The organism is Sphingomonas montana (genome assembly GCF_001956315.1).
Taxonomy (GTDB): domain Bacteria; phylum Pseudomonadota; class Alphaproteobacteria; order Sphingomonadales; family Sphingomonadaceae; genus Sphingomonas_R; species Sphingomonas_R montana.
Genome location: NZ_MOLY01000046.1, coordinates 302,595 through 321,690, shown reverse-complemented (window position 1 = coordinate 321,690; position 19,096 = coordinate 302,595). Strand labels below are relative to the sequence as shown.

18 protein-coding genes and 2 tRNA genes are annotated in these 19,096 nt (G+C 68.3%); 12 read left to right on the top strand and 8 right to left on the bottom strand.

Going from position 1 to position 19,096, the window contains the following annotated elements:
• Window positions 1-377 precede the first annotated feature (377 nt).
• The 3 genes from katG to BKY59_RS16575 form a co-directional block, all read right to left on the bottom strand.
• The gene (katG, locus tag BKY59_RS16585) at window positions 378-2,582 is read right to left on the bottom strand and encodes a catalase/peroxidase HPI (RefSeq protein WP_206362099.1); all 2,205 of its coding nucleotides are present in this window, start codon (window positions 2,580-2,582) and stop codon (window positions 378-380) included.
• 25 nt (window positions 2,583-2,607) lie between these two features.
• Window positions 2,608-3,099 (bottom strand): Fur family transcriptional regulator, encoded by a 492-nt coding sequence (locus BKY59_RS16580; protein ID WP_076073232.1) that lies wholly within the window; start codon window positions 3,097-3,099, stop codon window positions 2,608-2,610.
• A gap of 448 nt (window positions 3,100-3,547) precedes the next feature.
• A tRNA-Gly gene (locus BKY59_RS16575) sits at window positions 3,548-3,621 on the bottom strand.
• A 212-nt stretch (window positions 3,622-3,833) separates the two neighbouring features.
• Here BKY59_RS16575 and dapB point away from each other — a divergent pair.
• The 7 genes from dapB (at window position 3,834) to BKY59_RS16540 (ending at window position 10,021) form a co-directional block, all read left to right on the top strand.
• Entirely contained in the window at window positions 3,834-4,628 is a 795-nt protein-coding gene (gene dapB, locus BKY59_RS16570) for a 4-hydroxy-tetrahydrodipicolinate reductase (protein WP_076073231.1), read from the top strand.
• Between the two features lie 14 nt (window positions 4,629-4,642).
• Window positions 4,643-5,320, top strand: coding sequence for an endonuclease III (nth, locus tag BKY59_RS16565; RefSeq protein ID WP_076073345.1), 678 nt, complete (start codon window positions 4,643-4,645; stop codon window positions 5,318-5,320).
• A gap of 43 nt (window positions 5,321-5,363) precedes the next feature.
• Window positions 5,364-5,440 (top strand) — tRNA-Arg (locus BKY59_RS16560).
• 125 nt (window positions 5,441-5,565) lie between these two features.
• Window positions 5,566-7,005 (top strand): NAD-dependent succinate-semialdehyde dehydrogenase, encoded by a 1,440-nt coding sequence (locus BKY59_RS16555; protein ID WP_076073230.1) that lies wholly within the window; start codon window positions 5,566-5,568, stop codon window positions 7,003-7,005.
• Window positions 7,006-7,331: 326 nt separating this feature from the next.
• Window positions 7,332-7,520 (top strand): hypothetical protein, encoded by a 189-nt coding sequence (locus tag BKY59_RS16550; RefSeq protein ID WP_076073229.1) that lies wholly within the window; start codon window positions 7,332-7,334, stop codon window positions 7,518-7,520.
• A 62-nt stretch (window positions 7,521-7,582) separates the two neighbouring features.
• Window positions 7,583-9,247, top strand: coding sequence for a thiamine pyrophosphate-dependent enzyme (locus BKY59_RS16545; RefSeq protein WP_076073344.1), 1,665 nt, complete (start codon window positions 7,583-7,585; stop codon window positions 9,245-9,247).
• Between the two features lie 168 nt (window positions 9,248-9,415).
• Window positions 9,416-10,021 (top strand): hypothetical protein, encoded by a 606-nt coding sequence (locus BKY59_RS16540; RefSeq protein WP_076073228.1) that lies wholly within the window; start codon window positions 9,416-9,418, stop codon window positions 10,019-10,021.
• A gap of 157 nt (window positions 10,022-10,178) precedes the next feature.
• Here the strand turns inward: BKY59_RS16540 and BKY59_RS16535 are convergent, their stop codons facing one another.
• Together BKY59_RS16535 and thiS are read right to left on the bottom strand one after the other, a co-directional pair.
• A complete protein-coding gene (locus BKY59_RS16535; protein WP_076073227.1) occupies window positions 10,179-10,370 on the bottom strand; it encodes a CsbD family protein in 192 nt (63 codons plus the stop codon).
• A gap of 103 nt (window positions 10,371-10,473) precedes the next feature.
• Window positions 10,474-11,481 (bottom strand): sulfur carrier protein ThiS, encoded by a 1,008-nt coding sequence (gene thiS, locus BKY59_RS16530; protein WP_076073226.1) that lies wholly within the window; start codon window positions 11,479-11,481, stop codon window positions 10,474-10,476.
• Window positions 11,482-11,855: 374 nt separating this feature from the next.
• On the opposite strand from thiS, the gene aroQ reads away from it, so the two are divergent.
• From aroQ to BKY59_RS16505, 5 genes are all read left to right on the top strand, one after another.
• Complete coding sequence (gene aroQ / locus BKY59_RS16525; protein WP_076073225.1) at window positions 11,856-12,296, top strand: type II 3-dehydroquinate dehydratase; 441 nt, start codon at window positions 11,856-11,858, stop codon at window positions 12,294-12,296.
• 30 nt (window positions 12,297-12,326) lie between these two features.
• On the top strand, window positions 12,327-12,809 hold the full coding sequence (gene accB / locus BKY59_RS16520; RefSeq protein WP_076073224.1) for an acetyl-CoA carboxylase biotin carboxyl carrier protein: 483 nt from the start codon (window positions 12,327-12,329) through the stop codon (window positions 12,807-12,809).
• Between the two features lie 2 nt (window positions 12,810-12,811).
• Window positions 12,812-14,182, top strand: a complete 1,371-nt coding sequence (gene accC / locus BKY59_RS16515) for an acetyl-CoA carboxylase biotin carboxylase subunit (protein ID WP_076073223.1) — start codon at window positions 12,812-12,814, stop codon at window positions 14,180-14,182.
• Window positions 14,183-14,508: 326 nt separating this feature from the next.
• Complete coding sequence (locus BKY59_RS16510) at window positions 14,509-15,240, top strand: ParA family protein (RefSeq protein WP_076073222.1); 732 nt, start codon at window positions 14,509-14,511, stop codon at window positions 15,238-15,240.
• Between the two features lie 156 nt (window positions 15,241-15,396).
• Window positions 15,397-15,786, top strand: coding sequence for a hypothetical protein (locus BKY59_RS16505; protein ID WP_076073221.1), 390 nt, complete (start codon window positions 15,397-15,399; stop codon window positions 15,784-15,786).
• Between the two features lie 80 nt (window positions 15,787-15,866).
• Here the strand turns inward: BKY59_RS16505 and BKY59_RS16500 are convergent, their stop codons facing one another.
• The 3 genes from BKY59_RS16500 to BKY59_RS16490 form a co-directional block, all read right to left on the bottom strand.
• On the bottom strand, window positions 15,867-17,087 hold the full coding sequence (locus tag BKY59_RS16500) for a YihY/virulence factor BrkB family protein (RefSeq protein WP_083672208.1): 1,221 nt from the start codon (window positions 17,085-17,087) through the stop codon (window positions 15,867-15,869).
• Window positions 17,088-17,160: 73 nt separating this feature from the next.
• Window positions 17,161-17,934 carry an ABC transporter ATP-binding protein gene (locus BKY59_RS16495; RefSeq protein ID WP_076073220.1) on the bottom strand — a complete coding sequence of 258 codons (774 nt, stop codon included), beginning with the start codon at window positions 17,932-17,934 and terminating at the stop codon, window positions 17,161-17,163.
• Window positions 17,928-18,944, bottom strand: a complete 1,017-nt coding sequence (locus tag BKY59_RS16490; RefSeq protein WP_240500156.1) for a FecCD family ABC transporter permease — start codon at window positions 18,942-18,944, stop codon at window positions 17,928-17,930. The genes BKY59_RS16495 and BKY59_RS16490 overlap by 7 nt, the downstream gene beginning before the upstream one ends.
• Window positions 18,945-19,096: the final 152 nt, after the last annotated feature.

Here is a 19,096-nt window from a genome sequence, read left to right as displayed (position 1 = left end):
AGGCTCGAACCAAACGGAATGGCAGCAAGCAAATCGGTTTGACCCGGTCGCGCTCTTAGGCGTGCTAACGTAACCAAAACTGCCCATCCCGAGCGAAGCCGAGACGGCCAACAGCGATTTTCAAACTACGCTTGAGATGGGCGAGTTTAGGCATGCTTCATTTGAAGTCATCGCGCTGAAGCTCACAGCTGTTCGCTTTCACCGACACGACAAAGGCCGTGAGCCGCTAATCGGAATCACGACCTCCAAAGTAGATTCCCGCTATGCCGGGACAACCGGCACAACCGACACCACCGGCAGACAGGCGTCGTAACAATCCGACGCCGCCACCAAGGTCACTACCCGGGGGACCATCACCGACCCCCGGGCATGATCCGTCACCGGTGCAGGTCGAACCGGTCGGCCTCCATCACCTTCACCCAGGCGGAGACGAACTGCTTTTCGAACCGCTCCGCGCCGTCGTCGCTGGCATAGACCTCGGCCAGCGCGCGCAGTTCGGAATTGGACCCGAATACCAGGTCGGCGCGCGTACCCGTCCACTTCGCCTCGCCGTCGACCAGACCCTCGAACGTCTCCGACTGCTTGTCGAGCGGCCGCCACGTGGTGCCGAGTTCGAGCAGGTTGACGAAGAAGTCGTTCGTCAGCTGGCCGACGCGGTCGGTCAGCACGCCCTGCTTCGTGCCCTTGTGCGTGACGCCCATCACGCGCAGCCCGCCGACCAGCGCGGTCATGTCCGGGGCGGTCAGATTCAGCAGGTTCGCCCGGTCGATCAGCAGATATTCCGCCGGCAGGCGGCTGTCCGGGCTCTTGTAGTTCCGGAACGCATCGGCCCGCTGCTCCATCTGGGCGAAGGACGCGACGTCGGTCTGCTCCTGCGTCGCATCGGTCCGGCCCGGCGTGAACGGCACGTCCAGCGTCCGGCCGGCCGCCTTCGCCGCCATCTCGATGCCCACGCTGCCGCCCAGCACGATCAGGTCGGCGATCGAAACGGTCTTGCCCGCGGTCGATGCCGCCTTGAAGTCAGCCGCGATCGTCTCATACGCCTGAACGACCGCATCGATCGTGGCCGTGTTGTTGCACGGCCAGTTGCGCTGCGGCTCCAGCCGGATGCGCGCGCCGTTCGCGCCGCCGCGGCGGTCGCTGTGGCGATAGGACGATGCCGACGCCCAGGCCGTCTCGACCAGTTGCGTCACGGTCAGGCCCGAACCGGCGATCCGGCCCTTCAGGTCGGCGACATCCTGCGCATCCAGCGCCGGACCGGTCGCGGCCGGCAGCGGATCCTGCCAGACCAGCTCCTCGGCCGGAACTTCCTTGCCGACATAGCGCGTCTTGGGACCCAGGTCGCGATGCGTCAGCTTGAACCAGGCGCGCGCGAACGCGTCGGCGAACCCGTCATGGTCGTTCAGGAAGCGGCGCGAGATCTCCTCATAGACCGGGTCGACGCGCAGCGCGACGTCGGTGGTCAGCATCGTCGGGCGATGGCGCTTCGTCGGATCATGCGCATCGGGCACGTCTTCGGCCGCATCCTTGGCAACCCACTGATGCGCGCCCGCCGGGCTCTTGGTCAGCTCCCACTCATGTTCGAACAGGTTCTTGAAATACAGGTTTGTCCACTTGGTCGGCTCCTGCGTCCAGGTGACCTCCAGCCCGCTGGTGATGGTGTCGCCACCATGACCGGTGCCATGGCTGTTCTTCCAGCCGAGGCCTAGCTGCTCCAGCGGCGCGCCTTCCGGCTCCTCCGCGACGACGCCCTCGGGGTTCGCCGCGCCGTGCGTCTTGCCGAACGTATGGCCGCCGGCGATCAGCGCGACCGTCTCCTCGTCGCCCATCGCCATGCGGGCGAACGTCTCGCGGATGTCGCGGGCCGACGCCGCCGGGTCCGGATTGGCGTTCGGGCCTTCCGGATTGACGTAGATCAGACCCATCTGCACCGCGGCGAGCGGCTCTTCCAGCTTGCGGTCGCCGGTATAGCGCTCGTCGCCCAGCCACTCATTCTCTGGGCCCCAGTAGACGTCCTGGTCCGGCTCCCACACATCGGCGCGGCCGCCCGAAAAGCCGAAGGTCTTCAGCCCCATCGACTCCAGCGCCACGTTGCCGGTCAGCACGATCAGGTCGGCCCACGACAGCGACTGGCCATACTTCTTCTTGATCGGCCAGATCAGCCGGCGTGCCTTGTCCAGATTGGCGTTGTCGGGCCAGCTGTTCAGCGGCGCGAACCGCTGCTGCCCCTCGCCCGCACCGCCGCGGCCGTCCGCCACGCGGTACGTACCGGCGCTGTGCCAGGCCATGCGGATCATGAACGGGCCGTAATTCCCGAAATCGGCAGGCCACCAGGGCTGCGACTCGGTCAGCAGCGCGGCGATGTCCGCCTTCACCGCGTCCAGGTCCAGCGCCTCGAATGCCTTCGCATAATCGAAATCGCTCGGCAGCGGATTGCCCGCCGGCGGGTTCTTGGCGAGGATCTTCAGGTTCAGCGCGCGCGGCCACCACTGCTGGTTGGTCCCGCCCTGCGCCGGGTGCGCGACCCGGTCATGCGCGATCGGGCACTTCTGGCCACCGGCTACGGCGCCATCGACGTTCATTTCGGCGACGACGGCGTCGTCATGCTTAACTTCGGCCAATGTCATTCTCCTGTGGAATATTATCGTTGGGAACCAGGGTCGCCGTGCCGCGCGCCGCAAGGCATGCCGGGCACAGTCCGCGATAGGTGATCTCCGCCTCGTCGATGACGAAACCGGCGGCGTCCGCCACGTCCAGGCATGGCGCGGAACCGACCGCGCAATCGACGTCCACCACCAGTCCGCATCCACGACAGATGCAGTGATGATGATTGTCATGGGTGCGCGTCTCGTAGACCGCCGGGCCGCCATCGACCGCCATCCGCCGCAACAGGCCGGCATCCGTCAGATGTGCCAGGCAATCGTAGATCGCCTGATGCGAAACCGACGGCAGGACCGCCGTCACGCTGCCCAACACCGCGGCGGCGCTCATGTGCGGCGCCCGGTCCACGGCATCGAACACCGCCACACGCTGACGCGTGACCCGCAGACCCGCCGCACGGATCAGGCTCTTGGAGCCGGCATGGTCTGTCCCAGTCATGGGAGGAACTTAAGCCCTTTCTGGAATGAGTCAAGATTAGACTGAAGCCGCAACGAGCCTGTACCGCTCGCTCCGCCCCCGGGATCGCGGACCGAAGTCTCGGGGCACGACCGCATCGAGTCGGATCACGCGCCAATCCGTCTGGTTCGAGCCTGTCGCGAACCGCGCGCCGGATTCCGGGCAAGCGCGAACCGAACGGGTGGAAGGCAGAGCGAGTCAACCCAATGCGGCCGCGCTCCAGGCCGATCTACATTCGACCGGCCTGCGCGCGCAGACAACGAAGTACGGCCGATGTCCGGATCAACCTTCGATCGCTTCCGGCCGGACGTTGTGCGCACATCCACTACGAATATGGTGTGTCGATCCAACCCGGGCCGCAATCCGCCTGGCCCTGTCGAAGTACGATCGACGTCGCAACGGATCGGTCGGGAAACTGGCAAAGGAGAAGTGGAGCGGGTGAAGGGAATCGAACCCTCGTCACTTGCTTGGGAAGCAAAAGCTCTACCATTGAGCTACACCCGCATGTCGTTAAAAAGCATGGGCTTTTTCGCTCGACAGGGCAGATTGTCCAACTTCGTCACCGACGCGCGTCCAACTGCTTGGCTCCGATAGCCGCAAAGCCGGTCCGTCCGCAAGCCCGTAGGTGGCCCGGCTGCGATCATCCGGATCGTCCGGTGCCGCCCTCCCCCGACGATAATCCTGTTCCTTGTCATGTGGATTTGCCATGGACGGTCATGGATCCGACGCCCGCCGCCACCCCTCCCGCCTTCCGCCTCGGCCTGCTCGGAGCCGGCGGGCGGATGGGGCAGGCGATCCTGGCGGTCGCGGCGGACCGTGGGGTCGTGGTCGCCGGTGGGATCGGGCGAGACGGCGCGGTCATCGGGCCGCATGCCGACGTCGCCGCGCTGGCTGCCGCCTGCGACGTCCTCGTCGATTTCTCGACCCCCGCCGCGCTGGCCGGCAATCTTGCCGCCGCCTGCGCCGCCGGCACCGCGATCGTGATCGGCACCACCGGCCTGTCGGCGGCGGACCATGCCGCGATCGACGCCGCGGCGCGCACCATCCCCGTGCTGCAGGCCGCGAACACCGCGCTCGGCGTCAACATCCTCGCCTGGCTGGTCGAACAGGCCGCGACCCGGCTCGGCCCCGACTGGGACATCGAAATCGTCGAGATGCATCATCGCCACAAGCGCGACGCGCCATCGGGCACCGCGCTGCTGCTCGGCACCGCGGCCGCCACGGGCCGCGGGGCGGCGCTGGCGGACCTGTCGCGCTGCGACCGCGCGGCCGCCGGCCCGCCGCCGGGGCCATCGGCGCGGGAGGACGGCACGATCGGCTTCGCTGCGTTGCGCGGCGGCTCGGTCGCGGGCGATCATCAGGTCGTGTTCGCGGGTGACGGCGAACGGATCGAACTGGGTCACCGCGCCGAAAGCCGGGCTATCTTCGCGCGCGGCGCGGTGCGGGCGGCGGGCTGGCTGGCGGGCCGCGCGCCCGGCCGCTACGCGATGCCCGACATCTTCGCGGATTGACGCCGATGCGCCCGATGCCGCGCGCGGACATCTTCGAATTCTACCGCCGGCTGGCGGAGGCCGATCCTGAACCGCAGACCGAACTGGCCTATACCAATCCCTACACGCTGCTGGTCGCGGTCGCGCTGTCGGCGCAGGCGACCGACGTCGGCGTGAACAAGGCGACCCGCGCGCTCTTCGCCGCGGTCGACACACCCGCCGCGATGGTCGAACTGGGCGAGACGGCGCTGAAGACCCACATCCGCACCATCGGCCTGTTCAATACCAAGGCGAAGAACGTCATCGCGCTGTCCGAACGGCTCGTGGCGCTGCACGACGGACAGGTGCCGGCCGACCGCGCCGCGCTCGAGTCGCTGCCCGGCGTCGGGCGCAAGACAGCCAACGTCGTGCTGAACGTCGCGTTCGGGCAGGAAACGATCGCGGTCGACACGCATATCTTCCGCGTCGGCAACCGCACCGGGCTGGCGGTCGGCAAGGATGTCGTCGCGGTCGAAAACCGGCTCGAACGCGTCACCCCCGCGCCGTTCCGCCGCCATGCCCATCACTGGCTGATCCTGCACGGCCGCTACATCTGCAAGGCGCGCACCCCGCTCTGCTGGCGCTGCCCGGTGGCCGATCTCTGCCGCTACAAGCCCAAGACCCCCGCCCCGCCCGCGCCGTCCACGACGACGCCGCCCGCCCCCGTCAATTAAGGTCTATCCCGCCGCCCGCCCCTTTGCTAAACGGCCCGACAGCGCACCGATAGCTCAGCTGGATAGAGCACTGCCCTCCGAAGGCAGGGGTCGGGGATTCGAATTCCTCTCGGTGCACCACTCCCCCAATTATATGCCGCACGCCATCCCGCCCGGGGCACCGCCCGCCACGCCGGGCATGACAGTGCCGCGCGCCCATGCGATGGACTCCGAAAGCCAACGGCGAAAATCATCGGAGAGACGGCATGGCACCCGCATATGACACGACGCTCGGCCTCTACATCGGAGGCACCTGGCGCACCGGCGAAGGGCGCGACACCCACGCCGTCCTGAACCCCGCCACCGGCGAAACGCTCGGGCATCTGCCGCTGGCGACCGTCGCTGACCTGGACGAGGCGCTCGTCGCCGCCGATCGCGGGTTCAAGGCGTGGCGCACCACCGCCCCCGATGCCCGCGCCGCCATCCTGCAGAAGACCGCCGTCCTCCTGCGCGAACGGGCCGACCGCATTGCACGGATCGCCACCACCGAACAGGGCAAGATCCTGGCCGAGGCGAAGGGCGAGATCGCGTTCGCCGCCGCCCTGCTGGATTTCCACGCCGGCGAAGCATTGCGTGTCTACGGCCGGGTCCTGCCGCGGCCGGCCGGCACCCGCTCGCTCGTCCTCCACCAGCCGGTCGGCCCGGTCGCCGCATTCTGCGCATGGAACTTCCCGGTGATGAACGTGGTGCGCAAACTCGCCCCCGCGCTCGCCGCCGGCTGCTCGATCGTCATCAAGCCATCCGAAGAAACCGCAGGTTCGGCGGTCGAGGTGCTGCGCTGCTTCCAGGATGCGGGGCTGCCCGGCGATGTCGCGCAATGCGTGTTCGGCGTGCCCGACATGGTTTCGCGCCAGCTGCTCGCCTCGCCCGTCACGCGGAAGCTCAGCTTCACCGGGTCGGTGCCCGTCGGCAAGCATCTGGCGGCGCTCGCGGCGGAAACGATGATGAAGACGACGATGGAACTGGGCGGCCACGGCCCGGTCCTGGTGTTCGACGATTGCGATCTGGAAAAGACGCTCGACACGCTGGTCGCGCATAAATTCCGCAATGCCGGCCAAGTCTGCGTCGCCCCAACTCGCTTCCATGTGCAGGAGGGGATATACGATGCCTTCGCCACCGGTTTCGCCGCCCGCACCCGCGCGATGGCGGTGGGCGATGGCATGGACGCCGCCAGCCAGATGGGGCCGATGGCAAACCCCCGCCGCCCCGACGCGATCGCCGGCCTGGTCGAGGACGCGCTGTCCGCCGGCGCGCGGCTCCTCGCGGGCGGCGAACGACGGGCTGCGGGCAACGGCTTCTTCTACCAGCCGACCGTGCTGGCCGACGTGCCGCTCACCGCGCGCGCCATGAACGACGAACCGTTCGGCCCGGTGGCGCTCCTCCGCCCGTTCGCCACCGTCGACGATGCGATCGAACAGGCCAACCGCCTGCCCTTCGGCCTCGCGGCCTATTGCTTCACCGAAAACGGCCGCCGCCAGAACCTGCTGGGCGATGCGATCGAAGCCGGCATGATCGCGATCAACGGCGTGCGGCTCAGCTTCCCCGACAGCCCGTTCGGCGGCATGAAGGACAGCGGCCACGGATCGGAAGACGGCCCCGAGGGCGTCCAGGCGCATCTGACGACCAAGACCGTCCACATGTTCTGAACCCCGGACCCGATCTGGCGCCTTCGTCCGTGGCAATGCCGATACCGAAGGCACCACCACCACCCCTCCCCCGTCCCGACACTACTGCCGTCCCGGCACTACCCCCGCCCCGACCCGACTGCCGTCATCCTGACGAAGGTCAGGATCTATTCGCACTCCGCCCGAATCAGACCGGCGCCGGCCACCCGTCATCCCGGATCAAGTCCGGGATGACCCACAATGAGATCCTCCGGCGCAGCATTCCACCACTTGATCGCGGTTAACGCGCCACCCTACCCGCCCATGCTACGCCACCGGTCTTAAACCGCCGCACGAAGGATCATCGCATGCCTGCACGACCCGATGGTTCGCCCGGCCGCGGCGCACGCGCGCTCTATGCGGTGGTCGTAGGCGTGGTCCTCATCACGATCGCTGTTGCGGTTTTTGCCTATCTCGAATCGCGGTCCGCGCCGGCGCGTGGCAGTGCGCAGTTGCCGGCGCAGGCCGCGCAGGAATCCGGGCTGCCGGCCCACTAGACGCCCGATCGCACCGCCAGATCGCACTTTCCCGCACGGCCCATCCCGCTATGATCGCGCCCATGACATCCGCACCCTCCCGCACCGGCGGCCGCATCCTCGTCGATCAGCTCGTGGCGCAGGGGTGCGACCGCATCTTCTGCGTGCCCGGCGAAAGCTATCTCGCGGTGCTCGACGCACTGCACGACACGCCGGCGATCGACCTCGTCGTCGCGCGGCAGGAAGGCGGCGTCGCATTCATGGCGGCGGCGGACGGCGCGATGACCCAGCGGCCCGGCATCGCCTTCGTCACGCGCGGGCCGGGCGCCACCAACGCGTCGATCGGCGTCCATGTCGCGATGCAGGACTCTGTTCCGATGATCCTGTTCGTAGGCGACGTCGCGCGCGCCGACCGCGACCGCGAGGCGTTCCAGGAGGTCGATCTGGTCGCCATGTTCCGCCCGCTCGTTAAATGGGCCGCGCGCATCGACGACGCCGCGCGCATCCCCGAATATGTCGCCCGCGCCTACGCCACCGCCATCTCCGGCCGGCCCGGCCCCGTCGTCCTCGCGCTGCCGGAAGACATGCTGTGCGATCTGGCGACGGCGACCGATCGCCCGCTGGTCGTCCGCCCCCCGCAACCGATCGACGCGCTGGCGATGAACACGCTGGTCGACCTGCTGCGCGATGCCGCCGCCCCGCTCGCGATCGTCGGCGGCGCGGACTGGGATGCCGCGACCGCGGTCTATTTCACAGCCTGGGCGATGCGGATTGGGCTGCCCGTCGCCGCCGCCTTCCGCCGGCAGGATGCGATCTCCAACGACTGTCCCGTCTATGCCGGCAATCTCGGCTACGGACCCAACCCCGCGCTGCTCGCCCGCGTCCGCGCCGCCGACCTGCTGATCGTCGTCGGCGCGCGGCTGGGGGAGGCGACGACCGACGGCTACACGCTCGTCACGCCCGACCATCCCGGCCAGCTTATCGTCCACATCCACCCCGACCCGGCCGAACTCCATTCGGTCTACCGCACGGATCTGGCCATCTGTGCAGACTGCCACGACTTTGCCGAAACCGCCGCCGGCTGGGACGATGATCTGCTCGCGTTCGCCGACGGGGCGGAGGCCCATGCCGAATGGAAAGCGTGGGCGACGCCCGCGCCCAGCGACGCCACGCTCGATCTCGCCCTCTGCGTGGCAGAGATGCAGCGCGTGCTGCCGGCGGACAGCATTATCTGCAACGGTGCGGGTAATTTCTCCGGCTGGTGGCATCGCTACTGGCGCTACCAGGGCCCGACGACCCAGCTTGCCCCCACCGCCGGCGCGATGGGCTACGGCCTGCCCGCCGGCATCGCCGCCGCGCGCCGCCGACCCGATACCCAGGTCATCGTCATCGCGGGCGACGGCGATTTCCTGATGAACGGCCAGGAACTGGCGACCGCCGTCGCACTCGGCTGCCGCCTGCTGATCGTCGTCGTCGACAACGGCAGTTACGGCACGATCCGCACGCACCAGGAACGGCGCTACCCCGGCCGTATTTCCGGCACGACCCTAGCCAACCCGGACTTTGCCGCCCTGGCACGCGCTTATGGCGCCTGGAGCACCACCGTCACCCGCACCGCCGACTTCGCCCCCGCGCTGGCCGAGGCCGCAGCCCAGCCCGGCGTGTCCCTCCTCCACCTCAAGACCGACATCGAACAGCTCGCCCCCGGCCTGACCCTCACCAAACTCCGCACCCCCGCCAAGCCCTGAACACCGCCGCTCGCGAACGCCAATATGCAGCGCACCGCACTCTGCGGAACAATATCCCTTTCATCCGTGCAGACGACCACGAGCGCACACTTGCGGTCGAACGGCACCATCGCGGCCGCCCTGAAAGCCGACATTGTTCCGCTGGAAACGCTGGCATAATATTTGCCCATGCCGAACCCACATGACACGCTGCTTGCCGCTGCTGCCAGGCAGATACTCGGTCCGCTCGGGTTCCGCCGCAAGGGCCGGTCCCGGATCTGGATGGCAGATCATGGTTCCCGGCTGACCATCGTCGAGTTTCAACCGAGCGGATGGGCGAAGGGCAGCTATCTGAACGTTGCAGCACATTGGCTTTGGGTGGAACAGGATCATCTGAGCTTCGACTATGGCGGCCGGGTCGAGACCTTCGTCGACTATGTGTCCGACACGCAATTCGGGCCCGAAGCCATCCGGTTGGCACAGGCGGCCGCAGATGAGGCGACGCTTCTCGATCAGACCTTCCGTTCTCCCGACGACGTGGCGAGGGTGCTCGTCGCAAGGGAGAGAGCTCTCCCGAAGGCTGCGAGAGGCAGCTGGTCCGCCTATCATGCCGGGATGGCTGCGGAGATGGCGGGCCGCACCGCGGACGCCACCGCCCTGTTCCAGTCCGTCCAAGACCCCCGCGTCCAACCCGCCGTAGCGCGGGTGAGCACGCTGCTTGCCGATCCAGCCGGGTTCAGAACGGAAGTCGAGCAACTCATCACCGCGCATCGCCACACGCTGGGGCTCCACTAACGGTCCGGTGCCCGCCGGGAACGTTTACGCGTTCAAAAGCAGACGATGCCCCCAGACATCCCACATTTGTGCGATCAGATCTGAAACACCCCCACACGCCAAAACGCCGCCGCAGTGTAAACTGCGACGGCGTTTCGTCATTCGTCGGTAGCGAAGATCAGATCTTGTCGACCACGTTCTTAACGCCACCCTTCACGTCGCCCTTGGCGTGCTGCATCTCGCCCTTGGCTTCCTGCGCATGGCCCTCGGCCTTCAGGTCGTGGTTGTCCGTACCTTCGCCGATGGCCTGCTTCACGTTGCCGATGGCCTCGTTCGCGGCGCCCTTGAGCTTGTCGGTGAATTCACCCATGTCAATTCTCCTGTCTGTCGCCGCGCCCCGACGGGCGCGATCCCATTGACCTATGTTAGAACTGACCGCGCGCATCCCGGTTCCGCCGCACCGCGCCACCCGCTCAAATCAACCCGCCCAGCGGGCTCGACGGGTCGGCGTACATGCGCCGTCCCATCCGCCCGGCGCGGTAGGCCAGCCGCCCCGCCTCCACCGCATGGCGCATCGCGGTCGCCATCATCACCGGGTCCTTGGCCTCCGCGATCGCGGTGTTCATCAGCACCCCGTCGCAGCCCAGTTCCATCGCCACCGCCGCCTCCGACGCGGTGCCCACGCCCGCATCGACCAGCACCGGCACGCTCGCCCCCTCCACGATCAGCCGGATCGTCACGCGGTTCTGGATGCCGAGGCCGGATCCGATCGGCGCGCCGAGCGGCATGATCGCCACCGCGCCGACATTCTCCAGCCGCTTCGCCGCGATCGGATCGTCGACGCAGTACACCATCGGCAGGAACCCCTCCTTGGCCAGGATCTCGCACGCGCGGATCGTCTCGACCATGTCGGGGTACAGAGTCCGTGCCTCGCCCAGCACCTCCAGCTTCACCAGGTCCCAGCCCCCCGCCTCGCGCGCCAGCCGCAGCGTGCGGATCGCTTCGTCCGCGGTGAAGCAACCCGCGGTGTTGGGCAGGTACGTGACCTTCTTCGGGTCGATATAGTCCATCAGCACCGGCGCATTGCGATCCGACACGTTCACGCGGCGCACCGCCACGGTCACGATCTCAGCGCCCGCCGCCTCCACCGCCGCCGCATTCTGCGCAAAGTTCTTGTACTTGCCCGTCCCCACGATGAGCCGCGACCGGAACGTCCGCCCCGCGACGGTCCAGCTGTCGTCCTTCGCCGGCGCGGCGACATGGTCGCCCCCGCCCACGAAATGCACGATCTCAAGCTCGTCGCCATCCTCGGCCACGACCTGTCCCAGCGTGGACCGCGGCACCACCTCCAGGTTGCGCTCCACCGCCACCTTTTCCGGCACCAGCCCCAGCTCCGACGCCAGCTCCGCCAGCGTGATCCCGGCGCGCACCCGCTTATGCTCGCCATTCACGCTGAGTGTGATCGTACCGTCGCTATGCATCTGCGTCTCCGTCCTAACCCGCGATCTAGAGACGCGAGGGGCGATGTTCAAACGGTAGCGGGACAACATCTTCTTCCCTCTCCCTTTCAAGGGAGGGGCCGGGGGTGGGTCGGCGAGCGCAGACTCGCCGCTCCGACGCTGGTTCACGCGCTGCCGTCTTCGCGGCAGCACCCACCCCAACCCCTCCCTTGAAAGGGAGGCGGGCCAAACTGCACTTTGCCTCCACGTCGCCCCGGACTTGATCCGGGGCCCCGCTGCCTTCGCCGCGGACGAGATAAAGCGGGATCCCGGATCAAGTCCGGGATGACGACAGCTTTGCCTCGCCCGCCCGTCCGTTGTAGGATGCGTCCCTCCACGCCACCAGAAAGCCCGCAATGCCGGACAGCCCCATCGTCTATGTCCTGAACGGCCCCAACCTGAACATGCTGGGCCTGCGCGAACCCGCCATCTACGGGTCCGACACGCTGGACGACATCGCCGGGATGCTGGACGACCGCGCGCAGGAGATCGGTCTCGAAATCGACATGCGGCAGACCAACCACGAAGGGCTGCTGGTCGACTGGATCCAGGAAGCGAACGCGCGCGGGGCAAAGGCCGTGCTGCTCAACGCCGGCGCCTTCACCCATACCTCCATCGCCATCCACGATGCGATCAAGGCGGTGTCCGTGCCGGTAATCGAGGTCCACCTGTCCAACCCGCATGCCCGCGAAACCTTCCGCCACATCAGCTATGTCGGCATGGCCGCGAAGGGCACGATCGCGGGCTTCGGCGCGCATTCCTACGTGCTGGCGCTGGACGCCGCCGCCAAGCTCTGACATTTGCGCGCCAAAACAGGGACTCCGAAGATGACCGATACCCCCAACGGCGCGATGCAGGTCGATGTCGACCTGGTGAAGCAACTGGCCGAACTGCTCGACGATACGCACCTGACCGAAATCGAGGTGTCCGACGGCGACCGCCGCATCCGCGTGGTGCGCAAGGCCGCCGCGATCACCGCGCCCGTCATGCAGGCGGCACCCGCCCCGGCCCCCGCTGCTGCGCCGGCACCCGTCGCGACCGCCCCCGCCCCGCTGGCGATCGAGCCCGCCGATCACCCCGGCGTCGTGAAATCGCCGATGGTCGGCACCGCCTACATGGCGGCCGAACCGGGGTCCAAGCCGTTCGCCACCATCGGCCAGTCGGTGGCCGCCGGCGACACGCTGCTGATTGTGGAGGCGATGAAGGTCATGAACCCGATCGTCGCCCCGCGCGCCGGCACCGTGCGCCAGCTGTTCGTCGACAACGGCCAGCCGGTCGAATTCGACCAGCCGCTCGCGATCGTCGAATAAGCATGGCGATCACCAAGGTCCTGATCGCCAACCGCGGCGAAATCGCGCTCCGCATTCACCGCGCCTGCCATGAAATGGGCATCAGGACGGTCGCGGTCCATTCCACCGCGGACGAGGATGCGATGCACGTCCGGCTGGCGGACGAGGCGGTCTGCATCGGCCCCCCCGCGGCGGCCGACAGCTATCTCAACATCCCGAACATCATCTCGGCCGCCGAAATCACGCATGCCGACGCGATCCATCCCGGCTACGGCTTCCTCAGCGAGAACGCACGCTTTGCTGAAATCGTTGAGAGCCACGGCATCATCTGGATCGGGCCGAAACCCGAACATATCCGCACGATGGGCGACAAGATCGAGGCCAAGCGCACCGCCGCCGCGCTCGGTCTCCCGCTCGTCCCCGGTTCCGACGGCCCTATCTCCGACATCGACGAGGCCAAGGCGATCGCCGAGGCCGCCGGCTACCCCGTCATCATCAAGGCGGCATCCGGCGGCGGCGGCCGCGGGATGAAGGTCTGCACCGACCCGTCGCAGCTCGAAACGCTGATGATGCAGGCGGGGCGCGAGGCGAAGGCCGCGTTCGGCGACGCGACCGTCTATCTCGAAAAATATCTCGGCGATCCGCGCCATATCGAATTTCAGGTGTTCGGCGACGGTCGCGGCAACGCGATCCATCTGGGCGAACGCGACTGCTCGCTCCAGCGTCGCCACCAGAAAGTGCTGGAGGAGGCCCCCTCCCCCGTCATCTCCGCCGCGCAGCGCATGGACATGGGCAGCATCGTGGCAAAGGCGATGGCCGACATGGGCTATCGCGGCGCCGGCACGATCGAATTCCTGTATGAAAACAACGAATTCTACTTCATCGAGATGAACACCCGCCTCCAGGTCGAACATCCGGTGACCGAGGCGATCACCGGCCTCGATCTCGTCCGCGAACAGATCCGCATCGCCGACGGGAAATCGCTGACCTTGCGCCAGGAAGACGTCGTGTTCCGCGGTCACGCCATCGAATGCCGCATCAACGCGGAAGATCCGCGCACCTTCCTGCCCTCGCCCGGGCTGGTGAAGGGCTATCACGCGCCGGGCGGCATGAACGTGCGCGTCGATAGCGGGCTCTACGCCGGCTACCGCATCCCACCCTACTACGACTCGATGATCGCCAAGCTGATCGTGTACGGCACCACCCGCGACGGCGCACTTCGCCGGCTTCGGCGCGCGCTGGAGGAATTTGTGGTCGAGGGCGTCAAGACGACGATCCCGCTCCATCAGGCGCTGCTCGACGATCCGGAGTTCCAGCGCGGCGACTATACGATCAAATGGCTGGAGGAATGGCTGGCCCGCCAGGACGCGGCGGACAAGGCGGCCGGCGTCTGACCGGCGGAGAGGCCCCGTCCGTCAGCCCGTTCGGTTCGAGCCTGTCGAGAACCCTGCACGTCGCTCTCGACAGGGTAATCGCTCACACACCCGCCCATCCCGAGCGAAGTCGAGGGACCCTTCGAGCGTAGCCGGGAAGCCAACAGCACCCCCCCGGCCACGCTCGGGGCAGGACGAAGCCTACGAGTAGCCCGATCTGAAGAAACCGCCGTTCCGAGGGACGATGACCTCGGACGGACCCGCGCGTAAACGGGGTTAAGAAAACCGATAAGCCTGAACTGATCGCGTTCCAGAACCTCACAAGCCAGCCCGAAGAGGAGCATGCCATGGCGACGATCGCGATCTACAGCCTCAAGGGCGGCGTCGGAAAGACCTCGCTCGCGGTCAACCTGGCCCACGCCGCGGCACTCACCCGCCGCCGGACGCTGTTGTGGGATCTCGATCCGCAGGCGGCGTCCACCTGGCTGCTCGGCGCGGACGGCCCCGCCGCCGACCCGGCCGAGGCGGTGTTCGCCCGCGCCGTGCCCCCCGAACGCCTGATCCGCCCGACCGCGATCGACGGGCTGGACCTGCTGCCCGCCGACGCGTCGCTCCGCCGGCTCGATACGTTCTTCGGCGCGCTGGGCAAGCGCAAGCGGCTGCTCCGGCTGCTCAACGAACTCGACCAGCGCTACGACCGCATCATTCTCGATTGTCCGCCGGGCCTGACCGAAACCAGCGAACAGGTGGCCCGCGCCGCGACGCTGATCGTGGCCCCGGTCATCCCATCCCCGCTCGCCCGCCGGGCGTTCGACGATGTGGTCGCCCATTTCGCCACCGCGCCCGGTCGCCATGCGCCGATCCTGCCCGTCTTCTCGATGGTCGACCGCCGCCGCGCGCTGCATCTCGCGACGATCGATGCCGCACCGGACTGGCCACGGATCCCGATGGCCAGCGCGGTCGAACAGATGACCCTGCACCGCGCGCCCGTCGCGGCCTTCGCGCCTGGATCGGCCGGGGCGCAGGCCTTCGCCGCGATCTGGACCGGTATCGAACGGCGCCTCGCCCAACCGACCTGACCTGCCGGAAGGACCGGCTCGACATGGCCGCGATCGGTTTGCCGGTCGAAATGAGGAATTCATGGAAAATTGTGCTTAACCATGCGTCCGAACGGGCGTTCATGAGTTTGAAGGCTTCTGAAGACGGTATTATACGCCATTTTTAGGAGAAATATCATGAAGTCCATGCTGATCGCCGCCGCATTCATGCTGGCCGCCCCCGCCGTCGCGCAGGACATGGCGCAGCCGGCGACACCTCCCGCCGGAACCGCGATGCCCGATCCGGCCGCACCGCCGATGCCGGCCGACCCCGCGACGCCGATGCCGGCCGATCCGGCAACACCGCCGATGGCCGCCGACCCCGCGGCCCCGGCTGATCCTGCAATGCAGACGGATCCCGCCGCACCGATGACCCCGCCGGCTGCCGCACCCGCCGAGCCCGCCACGCCGATGGCCGCACCCGCGCCGATGGAAAGCACCGCCGCCGCGCCCCAGGCGTCGATGAAGGACTATCCGACCTGCTCGCGCACCGTCACCGATAACTGCAAGAACCGCCGCGGTCGCTGATCGACCCGACGCGACTTTGAAAGGGCGGCCCGGAAACGGGTCGCCCTTCTCTTTATTCTGCGAACCCGGTCACGCCGCTCTCATCGCCGTCGGCCGATCCAGGCCAGTCCCCCACCTGCCGCCAGCAACAGCACACCGATCCCCGCCCGTCGGTCGCGGCGCAGGCAACTCAGCCCCGCGGTCACCAGCAGCGTCGGCACCATCCCCGCCCCGCCGCCGCCTGCCACGCGTCCCGCCCGGCTGCCCAGTCCCGCGGCCAGCAACGTCCGGCCTGCCCTGCTCTCTTCCGGCTGCGCCGTAGCAACGCCGGCGACTGGTTTGTCCGGGATGATCGGAACGCCGGCCACGCTGTCCGCCACTGTCGCGCCGCGCGTGCCCATCACCGTGGCTGGCCCACGCGTCGTGTCGGCGGCAGTCTGATGCTCCAGTTCCGAATTCAGCTCGGCCCCCAGCAGCAGGACATAAGCCGACAGCCAGATCCAGGTCAGCAGCACCACGACCGCGCCCAGCGACCCGTAGGTCGCGTCATAATTGCCGAAATTCGCTACATAGGTCCCGAACCCCAGGGTCAGCAGCAGCCACAGCAGCGTCGACAGCAGCGACCCCGGCGTCAGCCACGTCCACTGCGCCCGGTCACGGTCCGGCCCGTAACGGAACAGCGTCGCCGCCGCGGCCGCGCCCACCGCCCCCATCACCAGATAGGACAGCGCCTTGCCCAGCCACAGCAACGGCGCGGGCAGCCCCGGCAGCAACGCCTCCAGATGCCCCAGCGCCGCGATCGCGATCATCGCCGCGATCGCGCTCAGCACCGCCCCCACCGTGATCGCCAGCGCCAGCGCGTTCAGCTTGATGAACCCGCGCGTCTCTTCCTGCTCATAGGCGATGTCGAGCGCGGTAATGACCGCTGTCGCCGCCTTCATCGCGCCGTAGAAGGCAAGACCGAGCGCCAGCAGCAGGCCGAACCCCTTCTTGTCGCCCGACGTCGTGACCACGTTCAGCAACTGTTCGCCGATCAGCCGTGCTGCGTCCGCCGGCATCACTTCGGTCAGCGCCTTGATATTGCCCATCACGGTCGCCGGTTCGGCGATCAGGCCGTAGCTCAGCACCATCGCACCCAGCAGCGGCACGATCGACAGGAAGGAATAGAAGGCCACCCCCGCCGCGATCAGCCCGATATTGTCGTGCCCGGTCTCCTTGAACGTGCGCACCAGCACGTCCTTCCACCCCCTGGCGGGCAACGCCCAGGGTGAAATGGCGTCGCGGCCGCGCGGATCATGGGCGGCGGATGCGGTGTCGGTCATGGCGGTCCTTCGTGTCGGTCCCGGCTGAACCGGTCCGCGGCAGCATGTGTTCCGGAATGGAACGTCGATAGGCTCAGATCCGCGCCACCGGCACCACCGTCCGCCGCCCGTCGACCACGCCAACCCACGCCCGCACGCCGTAGACCGCCGCCAGCCGTTCCGCCGTCAGCACCATCTCCGGCGGTCCGTCGGCGACCAGCCGGCCCGCATCCAGCATCAGCAGCCGCGCACAGAACCGCTGTGCCATCCCCAGGTCGTGCAGCACGACCAGCACGGTCGCCCCGCCGCGCGCCAAGCCCTCCAGCATCGCCATCACATGCAACTGATGACCCGGATCCAGCGCCGCCAGCGGTTCGTCCACGATCAGCACCGGCGCCTCCACTGCCAGCGCACGGGCGAGCAGCACGCGCGCGCGTTCCCCGCCCGACAGCTCCGTCGCCACCCGGTCGCGCAGGTCCGCGACGTCGGCCGTCGCCAGCGCGCGTTCGATCGCCTGGGCGTCCGCCGGTGCGATCCGCGCCGCCGCGGTCAGGTAGGGCAGCCGCCCCAGCGCCACCAGCCGCGCGACGCTCAGCGGCCATTCCAGTATCTGGCCCTGCGGCAGATAGGCGATTGTCCGCGCCCGATCGCCCGCCGGCACCGCGCCCACGTCGCGCCCGTCGATCCGCACCGATCCGGCCGATGGCGGCAGCAACCCGGCCACCGCGCGTGCCAGCGTCGATTTGCCCGCCCCGTTCGGCCCGACCACGCCCACCAGCGCACCGGGCGGCACGGTCGCGGTCACACCGTCCAGCACGGTCCGCCCTGCCAGCCGCACCGACAGGTCGGTCATCGCGATCGTCACCATCCGCGCCGTTCCTTCAACAGATGATGCAGGAACACCGGCACGCCCAGCACCGCGGTCACCACACCCAGCCGCAATTCCTGCTCGGTCGGCACCACCCGCACCAGCAGATCCGCCGCGGTCAGCAGCACCGCTCCGCCCAGCGCCGACGGCAGCAGCGCGGACGACGGCGCCCGGTCGGTCAGCGGGCGGACGAGATGCGGCACGATCAGCCCGACAAACCCGATCGCACCCGACACCGCCACCGCCCCGCCGATGCCGATCGCCAGCCCGGCCAGCATCCGCGCGCGCATCGCGGGCAGGTCGACCCCCAGCGTCCGCGCCGCATCCTCGCCCAGCGACAGCGCATCCAGCGCGCGCCCGTCCCACGCCAGCAATACCGCGCCCACGAACAGGCAGGGGGCCGCGATCGCGACATGACGGAACGACCGGTCCTCCAGCGACCCCATCAGCCACGTCATGATCTCCACCGCCGCAAACGGGTTCGGCGCGAAATTGAGCGCCAGGCTGATCCCCGCGCCCGCCAGCGCGGACACCGCCACGCCGGCCAGGATCAGCGCCAGCGGCCCCGCCGTCCGCCCCGCGATCAGCATCAGCGGCACCAGCCCCGCCACCGCGCCCGCGACCGACAGCAGCGGCAACGTCGCCCCCCCGGCGAAATCCAGCCCGTAATACAGCGCGATGACCGCGCCCAGCGCGCCCGCGTTCGACGTGCCCAGCACCGACGGTTCGGCCAGCGGATTGCGCAGATATCCCTGCATCACCGCCCCGCTCAGGCCGAGGATTGCCCCCACCCCCAGCGCCAGCAGCGTCCGCGGCAGGCGCAGGTCCAGCACGATCGTCGCCGCCACTGCATCGCCCCGCCCGCCCAGCACCGTCAGCACGCGCCCCACGCTCAGCGGCACCTGCCCCGTCGCCAGCGACAGCACCGCTAGCCCAGCCGCCAGCAGGATCAGCGTGGGAATCAGCCACGCCCGGCGAACTGCGGCGGCAGGCATCATCGTCTTTCCCATGGCTGTCCCGCCCTCATCGTGATCGTCTTGGACGCAGGACCGCACGACCGGCAAGCACCCGTGTCGATTATCCCCGCCCTATCAACCGTCATCCCGGACTTGATCCGGGATCCCGCTGCCTTTGACGCGCCAGAAGAAGCGAGATCCCGGAT